Annotated in this window: 11 protein-coding genes and 1 riboswitch; of the genes, 6 read left to right on the top strand and 5 right to left on the bottom strand. The window is 72.3% G+C overall.

Translation table 11 applies throughout. From position 1 onward, the window contains the following. Positions 1-29: 29 nt before the first annotated feature. Positions 30-1,700 (top strand): DUF5691 domain-containing protein, encoded by a 1,671-nt coding sequence (locus tag G3I54_RS08490; RefSeq protein WP_164612652.1) that lies wholly within the window; start codon positions 30-32, stop codon positions 1,698-1,700. Positions 1,701-1,873: 173 nt separating this feature from the next. Here the strand turns inward: G3I54_RS08490 and G3I54_RS08485 are convergent, their stop codons facing one another. Continuing rightward, complete coding sequence (locus tag G3I54_RS08485; RefSeq protein WP_030577840.1) at positions 1,874-2,287, bottom strand: cobalamin B12-binding domain-containing protein; 414 nt, start codon at positions 2,285-2,287, stop codon at positions 1,874-1,876. A 363-nt stretch (positions 2,288-2,650) separates the two neighbouring features. Between G3I54_RS08485 and G3I54_RS08480 the strand changes: the two genes are divergently transcribed. Together G3I54_RS08480 and G3I54_RS08475 are read left to right on the top strand one after the other, a co-directional pair. Further along, a complete protein-coding gene (locus tag G3I54_RS08480; RefSeq protein WP_164612650.1) occupies positions 2,651-3,625 on the top strand; it encodes an alpha/beta fold hydrolase in 975 nt (324 codons plus the stop codon). Positions 3,626-3,830: 205 nt separating this feature from the next. Beyond that, the gene (locus G3I54_RS08475; RefSeq protein ID WP_164612646.1) at positions 3,831-5,591 is read left to right on the top strand and encodes a peptidoglycan DD-metalloendopeptidase family protein; all 1,761 of its coding nucleotides are present in this window, start codon (positions 3,831-3,833) and stop codon (positions 5,589-5,591) included. Positions 5,592-5,648: 57 nt separating this feature from the next. On the opposite strand, the gene pcrA is transcribed toward G3I54_RS08475, so the two are convergent. Continuing rightward, positions 5,649-8,087: a DNA helicase PcrA gene (pcrA, locus tag G3I54_RS08470; protein ID WP_164612644.1), complete on the bottom strand. Its 2,439-nt coding sequence runs from the start codon at positions 8,085-8,087 to the stop codon at positions 5,649-5,651. 257 nt (positions 8,088-8,344) lie between these two features. After that, positions 8,345-8,510, top strand: a riboswitch (cyclic di-AMP (ydaO/yuaA leader). Between pcrA and G3I54_RS08465 the strand changes: the two genes are divergently transcribed. Next, positions 8,509-9,702 carry a C40 family peptidase gene (locus G3I54_RS08465; protein WP_203685719.1) on the top strand — a complete coding sequence of 398 codons (1,194 nt, stop codon included), beginning with the start codon at positions 8,509-8,511 and terminating at the stop codon, positions 9,700-9,702. It overlaps the preceding riboswitch by 2 nt. A gap of 61 nt (positions 9,703-9,763) precedes the next feature. Here the strand turns inward: G3I54_RS08465 and G3I54_RS08460 are convergent, their stop codons facing one another. Beyond that, on the bottom strand, positions 9,764-10,117 hold the full coding sequence (locus tag G3I54_RS08460; protein ID WP_164612639.1) for a hypothetical protein: 354 nt from the start codon (positions 10,115-10,117) through the stop codon (positions 9,764-9,766). A 203-nt stretch (positions 10,118-10,320) separates the two neighbouring features. Here G3I54_RS08460 and G3I54_RS08455 point away from each other — a divergent pair, with 203 nt between their 5' ends. Both G3I54_RS08455 and G3I54_RS08450 read left to right on the top strand, forming a co-directional pair. After that, positions 10,321-11,400, top strand: coding sequence for an NlpC/P60 family protein (locus tag G3I54_RS08455; RefSeq protein WP_164612636.1), 1,080 nt, complete (start codon positions 10,321-10,323; stop codon positions 11,398-11,400). Positions 11,401-11,438: 38 nt separating this feature from the next. After that, positions 11,439-12,206: a GNAT family N-acetyltransferase gene (locus G3I54_RS08450; protein WP_164612633.1), complete on the top strand. Its 768-nt coding sequence runs from the start codon at positions 11,439-11,441 to the stop codon at positions 12,204-12,206. Positions 12,207-12,215: 9 nt separating this feature from the next. Here G3I54_RS08450 and G3I54_RS08445 read toward each other — a convergent pair whose 3' ends face one another. Both G3I54_RS08445 and G3I54_RS08440 read right to left on the bottom strand, forming a co-directional pair. After that, a complete protein-coding gene (locus G3I54_RS08445; protein WP_137232412.1) occupies positions 12,216-12,911 on the bottom strand; it encodes a response regulator transcription factor in 696 nt (231 codons plus the stop codon). Further along, positions 12,908-14,194, bottom strand: a complete 1,287-nt coding sequence (locus G3I54_RS08440) for a PspC domain-containing protein (RefSeq protein WP_164612631.1) — start codon at positions 14,192-14,194, stop codon at positions 12,908-12,910. The genes G3I54_RS08445 and G3I54_RS08440 overlap by 4 nt, the downstream gene beginning before the upstream one ends. Positions 14,195-14,393: the final 199 nt, after the last annotated feature.

The raw sequence follows: 14,393 nt of genomic DNA, 5'->3' as shown, positions 1-14,393 counted from the left end.
CCGCGCAGCCCTGCCACTGGAGGGGAAAGATGCCTCGCACGACCGACCCCACCGCCAACCCCACCACCACCGCAACCGGCCCCAGCGCCACCGCTTCCGCGTCCGTCGACTCCCTCCCCTGGGAGGAGCTGGTCACCTCGGCGCTCCTGGGCACCGACCGCCGGCCTCCGACGCCACGCGGCCACCCCGTACCGGCCGCCGACGCTCCCGCGGCCCTGCTGGACGCCGTCGCGCTGCACACCGTGCGGCAGCGGGCCGGGCTGCTGCCCGCCGTTCCGGAGGCCCGCCCCGAGCCCGCCGCCCCGGATCCTCGCCCGGCCCTCCCCGAGGCCGCCCGGCACCGGCTCGCCCATCTGCTGGCCGATCGCGCCGCGCCCTCGGGCGGCGGGCGGCGCGGGACCGCGCCCGACCTCACCGAGCTCATCCCGCAGTGGCTGGCCACCGCCAACCGGAAGGGCTATCGCGCCCCGGCGGCCCTGTTGCCGCCGCTGCTGGACGCCGCCCGCGCCCGGACGGACCTGCGCCCGCAGGCGCTCGCGTTCGCCGGACCGCGCGGACTGTGGCTGGCCGGGCTGAACCCCGACTGGAAGTTCGCCCTGCGGGGCTCCGCGAGCGGCACGCTCCGGCCCGACACCGAGGACCCGGATGCGGTGGGCCGGCTGTGGGAGGAGGGACTGTTCGCGGAGCGGGTCGCGCTGCTCGACGCCGTACGGGCGCAGGATCCGCCCGCCGGGCTGGCCCTGCTCGCCACCACCTGGTCGGCCGAACGGGCCGAGGACCGGCTGATGTTCCTGGACTCCCTGCGGTCCGGGCTCGGGGCCGACGACGAGCCGTTCCTGGAGCAGGCCCTGTCCGACCGCAGCCGCAACGTGCGCGCCACCGCCGCCGAACTGCTGTCCGCCCTGCCCGCGTCGGCCCTCGCCGGCCGGATGGCGGCCCGCGCGATGTCCTGCGTCAGCCCCGACCGTACGGGGGGCGCCGTCTCCATCGCCGTGGAGGCGCCGCACGAGTGCGACGCGGGGATGCAGCGTGACGGCGTCGCCGCGGTGCCGCCGACGGGCCAGGGCGAACGGTCCTGGTGGCTCGGGCAGTTGGTGGAGGCCACCCCGCTCGACGTCTGGGAGCGGCGGTTCGGCGGGTGCCCGGCCGAGGAGGTCGTGGCGCTGCCCGTCGCCGACGACTGGGCCGGGGAGCTGCACGCCGCATGGTGCCGGGCGACGGTGCGGCAGCGGAATCCGCGCTGGGCCCGGGCCTTGCTCGGGCGTCCGTCGGCGCCTCCGGCCAGTGCGCCCGGGACGGCCTCGATCGCCGAGCGCTCGAAGCTCCTCGCGATCCTGGACAAGGACGAACGGGCCGCCTGGGTGGCCGAGTTCATCGCCGCGCACGGCCTGTCGGAGGCGTTCCAGCTGCTCGGGGTGTGCACGGTCCCCTGGGCCGGGCCGCTCGGGCGCGCGGTGGTCGACGCACTCGACATCGCGCGGGACGGCGGGAGTTATCCGTGGAGCTTCAGCGGAGTGATGGGGCTCGCGGAACGCTGTCTGGATCCGGCCGAGGCCGACCGGCTGGAGGTCCTGACGGCCGCGCAGGACGAGCGGGAAGGGGCGTCACCGGGAGCGGGCGGCTACTGGTCGGAGGCCTTCCAGCGCCTGGTCTCCACGCTGCGGCTGCGCGCCACGATGGAGGCGGAGCTGATGGCCTGACCAGGACGCCCGCGACAGGCCCGCCCGGCCCGGGACCGCACACCGGCCCCGCACCGCCCCGCACCGCCCCGGCCGACGCCAGGCGTGCACGCCCGCCCCGCACCGGCCGGCGTCAGGCGTGACAGCGGCCCGCGCGGGCCCCGTGTGCAGCGGGCCCGCCCCGGGGTCGGCGTTCAGGCCTGGGCGGCCTGGCGGACGTTGGCGTTGACCCAGGTGACGATCTCGGTCGTCGTCGCCCCCGGCGTGAAGAGCTCGGCGACGCCCAGCTTCTTCAGCGGTGCGATGTCGTCCTCCGGGATGATCCCGCCGCCGAACACCTTGATGTCCTCCGCCTCCCGGGCCTTGAGCAGCTCGATCACCTTGGCGAACAGCGTGTTGTGCGCCCCGGAGAGGATCGAGAGGCCGATGGCGTCGGCGTCCTCCTGGATCGCCGTGTCGACGATCTGCTCGGGCGTCTGGTGAAGGCCCGTGTAGATCACCTCCATACCGGCGTCCCGCAACGCCCGCGCGATGACTTTGGCCCCGCGGTCGTGGCCGTCGAGGCCCGGCTTGGCCACCACCACACGGATCGGACCGGTCACACCCATCACTGCCTCCACCTGGTCTCCCGTGCCTGAAGGGCCGGGGATGTGAACGAACGTTATCCACAGCATCCCGCAAGCCGCTGTTTCGCGGCAGGCGGGGAGGGGGAAATCACACGTGGGACATGTTCGCCAGGCGCCGTCCTCCGTACCACGCGGTGTTCCGGCCGCGCGGGGACCGGCGCGACACACCCCCTGAGGGAGCCGCTACGAGGTCGCCGTACCACCGCGCCGCCAGCCGCACGGCACGGTGGTACGGCCCCACGTCCGCCCGGCCGCCACCGGCCGCGCGGCGCTCGTGCCGACACCCCATGAGGGCATACGGGGACGGGAGCCGCCTCCCCCGTACGCCAGTGCAGGAGGTCGGCCGTGAAGCTCCTCCCTCTCCTCTCCCTACTGCCCCGCCTCCCCCGCCCGCCGGTCCCCCGGCTCTCGTCCGCACTGCTCGGCGCCACCGCACTGGAACTGGTCGTCCTCGCCGGACACCTGGTCGTCTACCCCTTCGGCCTCACCCCGGAGCGCCGCCCACCGACCCGGCCGACAAGCACAGGCACAGGGACGGGCACAGGCACCGACGCCGGAACCGGCACCGAAACCACCGCCGGGGGCCCGGACCCGGACCGGGGCCCGGACGAGGCCGCCCCGCCGGCCACCGCCCTCCCGGTCACAGCCGCCGCCGCGCCGCCCGTCCTCCTGCTGCACGGCTTCATCGACAACCGCTCCGTGTTCGTCCTCCTGCGCCGCGCGCTGATCCGGAACGGCCAAGGTCACGGCCACCGCCACCGCCACCGCCACCTGGAATCCCTCAACTACTCCCCGCTGACCCGCGACATCCGCACCGCCGCCGGACTGCTCGGGCGGCATGTCGAGGAGATCTGCGCGCGCACCGGGCACCACCGGGTCGACATCGTCGGGCACAGCCTCGGCGGCCTGATCGCCCGCTACTACGTACAGCGACTCGGCGGCGACCGGCGGGTGCGCACCCTGGTGACGCTCGGAACCCCGCACGGAGGCACCGCCGTCGCCCCCGGGGCGGGCGTTCACCCCATCGTGCGGCAGATGCGCGGCAGTTCCTCGGTGATCGAGGAACTGCGCGCCCCCGCCCCCGGCTGCCGGACCCGGTTCGTGAGCTTCTGGAGCGAGCTGGACCAGGTGATGGTCCCCATCGAGACGGCGTGCGTCGACCACCCCGATCTCGACGCGGTGAACGTACGCGTCACCGGCATCGGGCACCTCGCCCTGCCCGTGCACCCGACGGTGGCCGCCGCGATCCGTGAGGCTCTGGATGCGCCGGGGACAGAAGAGGACGCGGCGCCCGCCGACGGTGCGACTTCCGTGGCCTGAAATAGAACATTTATCGAACGTAGGGCCAAGGCTGCGTCTATCGTCCACCGAAAGACGGCCGATTGCCCGTTTCCTACGGACGCAAAACCTGTCGAAGATTGTCGTCCTCACATACCGCCGGGTACAGTCGCGGCCACTGCTTCCCCCTGGGACCCCCCTGACCGGGACCCAGAACAGTCCTGCTGCCGAGGCGAGAGAGAAGTTGGTGAACGACCAGCACCCCCACGCCGGGCACGTCGGGTACGACGACCGATCGACCGGCAGCTTCGACACCGACCCGCTCTTCGGCTCCCTTCCGGGCGGCCACGACACCGGCTACGACACGGGTCACCCCGCCGCCGGATACGGCGACAGCACCTACGGCGCCGGCTACGACACCACGTACGCGACCGGACAGCCGAACCACAGCGGCCAGTACGACGCTTCCGCCTGGAACACCGGCGCACAGCAGACGCTCGCCTACGACGGCTACGCCGCCCAGGAGCAGACCCCGCAGCAGGCCTCGCAACAGGCCCCGCAGCAGTGGGACACCTCCGGGGCCTGGCAGCAGGTCACCGATCAGGACCTGACCGGCCAGTGGGCGACCGCCGACACCGGCGCGTTCCCCACCGCCCCGTACGGCACGGACACCTCGTACGGCACGGACACCACCTTCGGCACGGGCACTTCGTTCGGCGCGGAGGCCCCGTACGCCACGGAGGCGTACGAGACCGGAACGTACGAGACGGGCGCCTACGACACCGGTACGTATCCGGCCGGCACCGCGTACGGAACCGGCGGCGTCCACGGCGCGGACGCCTACGAGACCGGGGCGTATCCGACCGGCGCGTACGGCACGGCGGCCGTCGCCGCCGACACCGGGACGTACGCCACCACCGGCGTCTACGACACGGGCACGTACGGCGGCGGGGCCTACGACACGGGCGCCTACGACGCGACCGCGTGGAACTCCGGCGCCACGCCCGGGGACACCGCGTACGAGCCCGAACAGACGTCGTACCCGCTGTACGAACAGCAGTCGGCCGACGCGACGGCGCCCGAGGCCTCGGCCGAGCCGGACGGTACGGCCGAGGAGCCGCAGGCCGACCCGACCGCCACCGCCGCGTTCGCCGTCCTCGAACCGGACGCCGCGCCGGAGCGGGAGCGGGACGCCGGGGACGACTTCCCCGCCCCGCACCCCGTGAACCGCACCGCCGTCCGTGCCCCCGCACCCCGCAACCGGGCCCGTCGGCGTACCCCCGCCAAGCGCTCCGCCCTGCTGACCGTCGCGGTGCCCTCCGCCTGCGTGATGAGCGTCGCGGGCATCGCCGCGGCCTCGGTCAGCGGGATGCCCGGCGGCGAGGAGAAGCAGGACGAGACGACCACCTCGCTGGCGGTCGCCGACCCCAGCACGGTCAAGCCGGTAGCCGCGAACAACCAGCTGGACAGCCAGCTGGAGCAGCTCTCCGAGGGCAGCGACGACTTCCGTGAGCGCGCGAGCCGCACCCAGGAGCGCATCGACCTGCGGGAGCGGCAGGCGGCGGAGAAGAAGAAGCGCGAGGAGGAGGCCGCACGCCGTGAGGCGCTGCGACCCAAGTTCGTCCTGCCGGTCAAGCAGCACGGGCTCAGCGCCTACTACGGTCAGGCCGGCGTCAACTGGATGTCCGTGCACTCGGGCATCGACTTCCCCGTCTCGTACGGCACTCCGGTGATGGCCGCGACCGACGGCACCGTGCGCACCCAGCTGAACAGCGCCTACGGGGTCATGGCGATCGTGACGGCGGCCGACGGCACCGAGACCTGGTACTGCCACCTCAGCAGCACCAAGATCCGCTCGGGTCCGGTGAAGGCCGGTGACGTCATCGCGTACTCCGGGAACTCGGGCAACTCCACCGGTCCTCACCTGCACTTCGAGGTCCGGCCCGGCGGCGGTGCGGCGATCGACCCGCTGGTGTGGCTGCGCAGCAAGGGCGTCAACCCGACCTGACGAGCATGTGAAAAAAGGGGGGCCCGAGGGCCCCCCTTTTCGCGTCCGTCCGTGCGTCTACAGCTTCTCGACCGGCGCGTACCGCAGGAGCAGCTTCTTCGGGCGCTCGTCGCCGAAGTCGACCGTCGCCTTGGCCTGGTCGCCGAAGCCCTCGACGGCCGTCACCGTGCCGAGCCCGAACTGGTCGTGCGTGACCCGGTCCCCGACCACCAGGGTGACCGTCGGCTTCTCCGCGCCGCGCCGGGTCGCGAAGCCCGAGGGGCCGGTGCGGGCGCGGGAGGAGGAGAGCGAGGACGTGATGCCGGAGGTCGGTCCGGCGGGGGCGGCCATCGGGCCCTTGCGCTTCCACTCCAGGTGCTGCTCCGGGATCTCCTCCAGGAACCGCGAGGGCGGGTTGTACGAGGGCTGGCCCCAGGCGCTGCGCATCGCGGCCCGGGTCAGATAGAGCCGTTCGCGGGCGCGGGTGATGCCGACGTACGCGAGGCGGCGCTCCTCCTCCAGCTCCTTGGTCTGGCCGAGGGCGCGCATGTGCGGGAAGACGCCGTCCTCCATGCCGGTGAGAAAGACCACCGGGAACTCCAGACCCTTCGCGGTGTGCAGGGTCATCAGCGTGATGACGCCGGAGCCGTCCTCGTCCTCGTCGGGGATCTGGTCGGAGTCCGCGACGAGCGCGACCTTCTCCAGGAACTCCGCGAGCGTGCCCGCGCCCTCCTCGTCGCCGCGCTCCTGCTCGAACTCCAGGGCGACGGCGGCGAGTTCCTGAAGGTTCTCGATACGGGTCTCGTCCTGCGGGTCGGTGGAGGACTGGAGCTCGGCGAGATAGCCCGTGCGCTCCAGGACGGCTTCCAGCACGACGGCGGGCCCGGCGCCGGACTCGACGATCGTGCGCAGCTCCTCCATCAGCGTGTTGAAGCGCTTGACGGCGTTGGAGGAGCGGGCGGCCATGCCGTACGCCTCGTCGACGCGGCGCAGCGCCTGCGGGAAGGAGATCTTCTCGCGCGTCGACAGGGCGTCGATCATGGCCTCGGCGCGGTCGCCGATGCCGCGCTTGGGGACGTTGAGGATGCGGCGCAGCGGGACGGTGTCCTCGGGGTTGGCGAGGACGCGGAGGTAGGCCAGGACGTCCCGGACCTCCTTGCGCTCGTAGAAGCGCACGCCGCCGACGACCTTGTAGGGCAGGCCGACGCGGATGAAGATCTCTTCGAAGACACGGGACTGGGCGTTGGTCCGGTAGAAGACGGCGACGTCGCCCGCCTTGGCGTCGCCCGCGTCGGTGAGCCGGTCGATCTCGTCGGCGACGAACTGCGCCTCGTCGTGCTCGGTGTCGGCGACATAGCCGGTGATGCGGGCGCCGGAGCCGGCGTTGGTCCAGAGGTTCTTGGGGCGGCGGCTCTCGTTGCGCTCGATGACGGCGTTGGCGGCGGAGAGGATCGTCTGCGTGGAGCGGTAGTTCTGCTCCAGCAGGATCGTCGTCGCGCTCGGGTAGTCCTCCTCGAACTGGAGGATGTTGCGGATGGTCGCGCCCCGGAAGGCGTAGATCGACTGGTCCGCGTCGCCCACCACGCACAGCTCGGCGGGCGCGTCGTTCTCCCCGGCCGGGCCGACCAGCTCACGGACCAGCGTGTACTGGGCGTGGTTGGTGTCCTGGTACTCGTCGACGAGGACGTGGCGGAAGCGGCGGCGGTAGTGCTCGGCGACGTCCGGGAAGGCCTGGAGGAGGTGGACCGTCGTCATGATGATGTCGTCGAAGTCCAGGGCGTTGGCCTCGCGCAGGCGGGCCTGGTAGAGCGCGTACGCCTGGGCGAGGGTCTTCTCGAACCCGTCCGCCGCCTGTCCGGCGAAGGTCTCCTCGTCGATGAGCTCGTTCTTGAGGTTGGAGACCTTGGCGGTGAAGGACTTCGGCGGATAGCGCTTGGGGTCCAGGTCGAGGTCACGGCAGACCAGGGCCATCAGGCGCTTGGAGTCGGCGGCGTCGTAGATCGAGAACGACGAGGTGAAGCCGAGCTTCTTCGACTCGCGGCGCAGGATGCGGACGCACGCGCTGTGGAAGGTCATGACCCACATGGCGTTGGCGCGCGGGCCCACCAGCTGCTCGACGCGCTCCTTCATCTCGCCCGCGGCCTTGTTGGTGAAGGTGATCGCGAGGATCTGCCCGGGGTGCGTGCCGCGCTCGGCCAGCAGATGGGCGATGCGGTGGGTGAGCACCCGGGTCTTGCCGGAGCCGGCCCCGGCGACGATGAGCAGCGGGGATCCGGCGTGCACGACGGCGGCGCGCTGCTCGGTGTTCAGCCCGTCGAGCAGCGCGGCGGAGTCGATCACCGGGCGCGGGTGACCGTCCCGGTAGTACCCGTCCCGGGGAGGCGGGGGCGCGTCGTAGACGCCCTCGAAGAGTCCCTCCGGCACCGCTTCGGGCGCGTGGTCCTCGGGGGGCGGCGGGGGGCCGTCCTCCGCGGGCTGGAGGCCGGTCAGGAAACTGTCGTCAAAGAGGCTGCTCATCGCCTACTGAGTCTAGGCGGCCGGACTGACAACCTTCCGCCGAAGCCGGGAAGCGACGGTTTCGGCTCTACGCACGGAGAGCGGACGTCGACGTTCCGTGAAGGAGTGCCCGGTCGGAGGGGGTGCGGAGCCCTCGATCCGAAAAGGTCACGAAAATGTATCGGGCATATCGCTCATCGTGCTTCCCAGCGGTGCCACGGGTTGGCTAGCGTGCTCGGTCAGGTGATCCGTACCTCCCTGAGGCGAACCGCGCCTAACGGACACCTCTGCCGAATCCGTCCTGCCCTCCAGGCAGTTCGGAACCGGGGACCCACACGCAGAACCGGGGTGAATCGGTCCGTGACCTCGATCCGGACCGTAGGACAGCCTTCCGTTCCGTCCGAACCCGACAGCTAACCCGGTAGGCGGTCCACGGAAGGAGATGCCGGTCTTGGCATCGCATCGCAAGCCGCGCACGAAGGTGCGCACCACCACTCCCGCCGTCGGGCTGACGACGGCCGCGCTGGCCTCCGTGACGTTGCTCTCCACGCAGAGCGCCACGGCCGCGCCCGCGGAGCCGAAGCCCGCCATCGAGGAAGTGCAGAAGAAGGTCGACGCCCTGTACCGGCAGGCGGGCACCGCGACCCAGGAGTACAACCGGGCCAAGGCCGCCTCCGCCACGCAGCAGAAGAAGGTCGACACGCTGCTCTCCGACGTGGCGAAGCGGACCGAGAAGATCAACGAGGCGCGCCGGGCGCTGGGCTCCTACGCGGCGGCGCAGTACCGCAGCGGCGGCATCGCGCCCACGGCGACGTTCTTCCTGGCGGACGACCCGCAGGGGTACTTCGACCAGAGCCGGCTGATGGACCGGGCGACGGAGCGGCAGCAGAAGGCCGTCACCGATTTCCGTACGCAGCAGGCCTCGGCGGCGAAGAAGCGCGCGGAGGCGGTGAAGAGCCTGGAGACCCTCACCGAGACGCAGGCCACGCTCGCCTCCAGCAAGAAGGACGTGCAGACCAAGCTCACCGAGGCCCGTGGGCTGCTGTCCCGGCTGACCGCCGAGGAGAAGGCGCGGCTGGCGGAGCTGGAGCGCAAGAAGGAGGCCGAGGCCAAGGAGAAGGCGGCGAAGCTGGCCGCCCGGCAGGCCGCCGAGGCGAAGGAGAAGGCCGAGGCGGAGGAGAAGGCCCGCGAGGAGGCCGCGAAGGAGTCGGGCGGTTCGGGCACGGGCTCCGGTTCCGGTACGGGCACGGGTTCGGGCTCCGGATCCGGTACGGGCAGCGGTTACGCCGCCAAGGCGGAGAAGGTGCTGGACTTCGCCCGCGCCCAGATCGGGAAGCCGTACGTCTGGGGCGCGTCGGGCCCCTCCTCGTACGACTGCTCGGGGCTGACGCAGGCGGCGTGGCGGGAGGCGGGCGTGACCCTGCCGCGGACCACCTGGGATCAGGTGAAGGTCGGGACCCGGGTCGCCACGTCCGACCTGCGGCCGGGGGACCTGGTCTTCTTCTACGACGACATCAGCCATGTCGGCATCTACAAGGGCGACGGCATGATGATCCACGCCCCGAAGCCGGGTGCGAACGTGCGCGAGGAGTCGATCTACTACATGCCGATCTACGGGAGCGTCCGCCCGGCGTAGTACGGGTACGGGCCGGGGGGCGGCTCTTCGGCGGCCGCCCCCGGAAGGCCGTGGTCCGGCCTCAGGTCCAGACGGTGGCGATGAAGATGTTGGCGACCGTCAGCCCGCCGACCGCCCCGAACGCGCCCTCGTCGACCGTCTCGTCGTCCCGCTTGACGTAGACCAGGGCGAGGATCACGACCAGCAGCGCCAGCTTGATGCCGATCTTGACGTTGTTCACGGTCTGGTCGTCGGCCTGGTTGAGGCCGACGAGGGCGATGCCGGTGACGAGCATGGTCAGCGCACCGTGGAGCATGGCCGGGCCGAAGCGGGCGGTGCCCTCACCCATGGCCTTCATCTGCGTCAGGAAGCCGCCCAGCAGGGAGGCGATGCCGATGATGTGCAGGGCGACGAAGACATTGATGAGTACGTCCATGGCTCCGGAGCCTAGCCATGGCCAAAGTTTTACCTTTCAGTGAGGCAAGCCTTCATTGATCGCTTCGATCATCAGCGATCGGCGAAACGTCACATCAGGGCAATAGCTGTCATGGTGACCCTTTTCCGCGCACCCGGATTAGCGTCCTTCACGGACCCGCCGGTATCCCCCGGCGGTCGGCCGACAGGAAGGATGCCGCCCCCGTGGCAGCGCACCGCAGGTCAGCTCACCGAAAACCCAAGCAGCGCCCGTTCACCGGCCCTGCTGCCCGCACCGCCGCCACCCTGGCGCTCGCCGGGGCCGCCACCGCCGTCTCGGTCAGCGGGGCCGGCGCGGCCCCCGCCGAACCGGCTCCCACCGCCGACCAGGTCAAGGCGAAGGTCGACCGGCTCTACCACGACGCCGAGGTCGCCACCGAGAAGTACAACGGGGCGAAGGAGAAGGCGGCCGCCGCCACCCGCAGGGTCGAGGCCCTGACCGACGAGGCCGCCCGCCGCACCGACCGCCTCAACACCACGCGGAACGCCCTGGGTTCGCTGGCCACCGCGCAGTACCGCGGCGGCACCCTCGACCCGGCCCTGCAACTGGCGCTCTCCTCCGACCCCGACGCCTATCTGCAGCGCGCCTCCTACCTCGACCGGGCGGGCGACCGCCAGAGCGGCCTGCTGCGGAACATCAAGCGGCAGGTCTCCCAGATCACCCGCGTCAAGGCCACCGCCGACCAGGAGACCGAACGCCTCGCCGCCCGCCGCACCGAGCTGCGCGAACACCGCACCGCGATCCGCACCAAGCTGGCCGACGCCCGCAGGCTCCTGGACACCCTGACCGCCGACGAACGCGCCGCCTACGAACGCTCCGCCGACGCCCGGCACGGGGGCGGCCCCGCCCACGCCGACCGCTCCACCGCCCGGAGCGGCCCGGCAGCGGCCCCGAACTCCCGCGCCGGGCAGGCCATCGCCTTCGCCCACGGGGCGATCGGCAAGCCGTACGTCTGGGGCGCGACGGGCCCCAACGCCTTCGACTGCTCGGGCCTGACCCAGGCGGCCTGGAAGGCGGCGGGCGTGAGCCTGCCACGCACCACCTACACCCAGATCAACGCCGGATCCCGGGTCTCCCGCTCCGAACTGGCCCCCGGCGACCTGGTGTTCTTCTACTCCGGGATCAGCCATGTCGGCCTCTACATCGGCGGCGGCCAGATGATCCACGCCCCGCGCCCGGGAGCACCGGTGCGCATCGCGCCCATCGATCAGATGCCTTTCGCCGGGGCGACGCGCGTGGCATAGTCCCCGGCGCCGATCCGTACCGCCGAAGGAACTCCCGTATGACGATGGCGAACGCCGTCCAGGATTACGCCCGTACGCTCACGCTGCGGTCGCCCGACCACTACCGCGTGGGCCCGTTCACCGTCCGGCACAACCCGGGCTGGGAGCTGAAGTACGCCAACTACGCCATCCCCGACCGCGAAGCGGAACCCACGGCGGACGAGGTGGCGGCCCTGGTCGAGGCGTTCCGGCGGCGCGAGCGGCTGCCCCGCCTGGAGTTCCTGCCCGCCTGGGCCCCGGCTGTCGAACCGGCCCTGCTCGCCGCCGGTTTCACCGTGGAGAACCGGGCCCCGCTGCTGGCCTGCGGCCGCGAGGACCTCCGGACGCCGAGCCCGGTCGACGGCCTCCGCATCATGGTGCCCGGCACCGAAGCGGAATTCACCGACGCCGCCCGCGTCCAGCATCACGGCTTCGGCGGCGAGGGCGAGCCCGAGAGCGGAACGACCGACTGGCTGCGTGCGGCGGCCGCCGGCGACGGGGTCGCCGCCCTGGCCGTCCTCGACGGCACGCCGGCCGGGGCCGGTGGCTGCTCGGTCGCGGTCGACGGCCTCAGCGAACTGGCCGGTCTCGCCGTCGCCGCGTCCTTCCGCCGCCGGGGCGTCGGCGCCGCGCTCTCCGCCTGGCTGACGGAACGGGCCCTCGACCAGGGCTGCCGGGCCGTCTGGCTGGAGCCGGGCGACGCCGACGTCGAGCGGATCTACACGGGCATCGGCTACCGCCGGATCGGCGAGAAGGTCAACATCTCGCTCGACCCGGCCGCCGGTTGACCGACGGTCTCAGACCAGCCGTCGTGCCGTGGCCCACCGGGTCAGCTCGTGGCGGTTGGAGAGCTGGAGCTTCCTGAGCACCGCCGAGACGTGCGACTCGACCGTCTTCACCGAGATGAACAGCTGCTTGGCGATCTCCTTGTACGCGTAGCCGCGCGCGATCAGCCGCAGCACCTCGCGCTCGCGCTGGGTGAGGCGGTCCAGGTCCTCGTCGACCGGCGGGGCGTCCGTGGAGGCGAAGGCGTCCAGGACGAAGCCGGCCAGACGCGGGGAGAAGACCGCGTCGCCCTCCTGGACCCGGAAGATCGAGTCGACCAGGTCGGTGCCGGTGATCGTCTTGGTGACATAGCCGCGCGCGCCGCCCCGGATCACGCCGATGACGTCCTCCGCGGCGTCCGAGACGGACAGCGCGAGGAAGCGGACCGGGTTCTCGGCCGTGCCCATCATGGGCGCGCAGCGGCGGAGCACCTCGACGCCGCCGCCGCCCGGGAGGTGGACGTCGAGGAGGACGACCTCGGGGCGGGTCGCCGTGATGACGGTGACCGCCTGGTCGACGTCGGCGGCCTCGCCGACCACTTCGACGCCGGTCTCCTCGGTGCGGCCGATCTCGGCCTGCACCCCGGTGCGGAACATCCGGTGGTCGTCGACGAGCACGACCCGTACCCGCCGCTCCGGGCCCCCGGTGGCTTCGGTGTTCTCGGTCATTCGCTCGCCCTCTCCATCTCCAGCTCGACCTCGGTGCCCCCGCCGGGCACCGAACGCAGCCGGGCGCTGCCGCCGTTGCGCTGCATCCGGCCGATGATTGATTCTCGTACGCCCATGCGGTCCCCGGGAACCTCGTCCAGGTCGAACCCCGGACCCCGGTCCCGTACGGACACGAAGACCGTAGTGCCCTCGACCTCCGCGTAGACCTGCACGGCGCCGCCCTCGCCACCGTACTTGGCGGCGTTGACCATCGCCTCGCGCGCGGCCTGCATCTGCGCGGTCAGCTTGTCGTCGAGGGGGCAGTCGCCGACCACGACGACCTCCAGCGGTACGCCGTGCTTGTCCTCGACCTCGGCGGCGGCCCGCTTGACCGCCTCGGCCAACGTCTCCGGCTCGTCGTCCTCGTCCTTGCCGGTGCCCTCGGGGTTGTAGAGCCAGTTGCGCAGCTCGCGCTCCTGGGCGCGGGCGAGGCGTCTGACCTCGCCGCCGTCGTCCGCGTTGCGCTGGATCAGGGTGAGGGTGTGCAGCACCGAGTCGTGGACGTGGGCGGCGACCTCGGCCCGCTCCTGGGCCCGGATGCGCATCAGGCGCTCCTCGGAGAGGTCCTGGGTCATCCGCACCAGGTAAGGGCCGGCGAGCAGGGCGATGCCGGTGAGTACGGCGATGGCCGCGGTGAGGACGTTGCCGAGCTGGGCGGCCGAGCCGCGCACCACCATGAACACGGCGAGGCCGAGGCCGACGAGGGCCACTCCGGCGAGGCCGCGGGCCAGGTGCAGCAGCTTGCGGTTGCGGCCGGTCTCCATCCAGCGGGCGCGGCGGGCGTTGTCCGCCTGCCGCCACACCAGGACGGAGCCCGCGCCGATCAGCAGGGTCGGCCAGATGTAGCGGTCGGCGTCGCTGCCCATGTCGACGTTGACGACGAACGCGACGGCCCCGACGGTCAGGGCGACCAGCGCGAAGACCTGGCCCTTGTCCGGTTTGCGGAGCTTGCGGCGGCCGTCCGTCGAGGTCTCGAACACCGAGCGCTCGGCGTCGACGCCGCCGACGCCGAGCGGGACGACGATCCAGAACACCGCGTAGAGCACCGCGCCGAGGCCGTCGGTGAAGAACAGCCCGAGGAAGAGGAACCGCACCCAGGCGACCGGCAGCCCGAGGTGCCCGGCGAGCCCGCGCGCGACGCCGCCGAGCAGCCGGCCGTCCGCGCTGCGGTAGAGCTTGCGCAGCGGCGGCTCCTCCGGATCGGCGGCGAGGGAGCTGGCGGCTCGGGCGGTGGCGGCTGGCATACCCCGATCGTCACACGCGCAGACGCGGGGCGGCATCAGGGTCGGTCCCGGAGGCGACCCTGATTACGTGCCCGGGCAAGGCGGAACAGCGCTGTACGGCCGTCGTGGACGGCCCTTCCGGGGCGGGCGCGGGCAATATCAGGGACCGGCCAGGGTCGGCGCGGGTCCCGGCGGGCGGTCCGGCCCGTCACCATGGAGG

Source organism: Streptomyces sp. SID14515 (genome assembly GCF_010548505.1).
Taxonomy (GTDB): Bacteria; Actinomycetota; Actinomycetes; order Streptomycetales; family Streptomycetaceae; genus Streptomyces; species Streptomyces caviscabies.
Note: the sequence above shows the minus strand (reverse complement) of the source record. Positions and strands in the feature narration are given on the sequence as shown.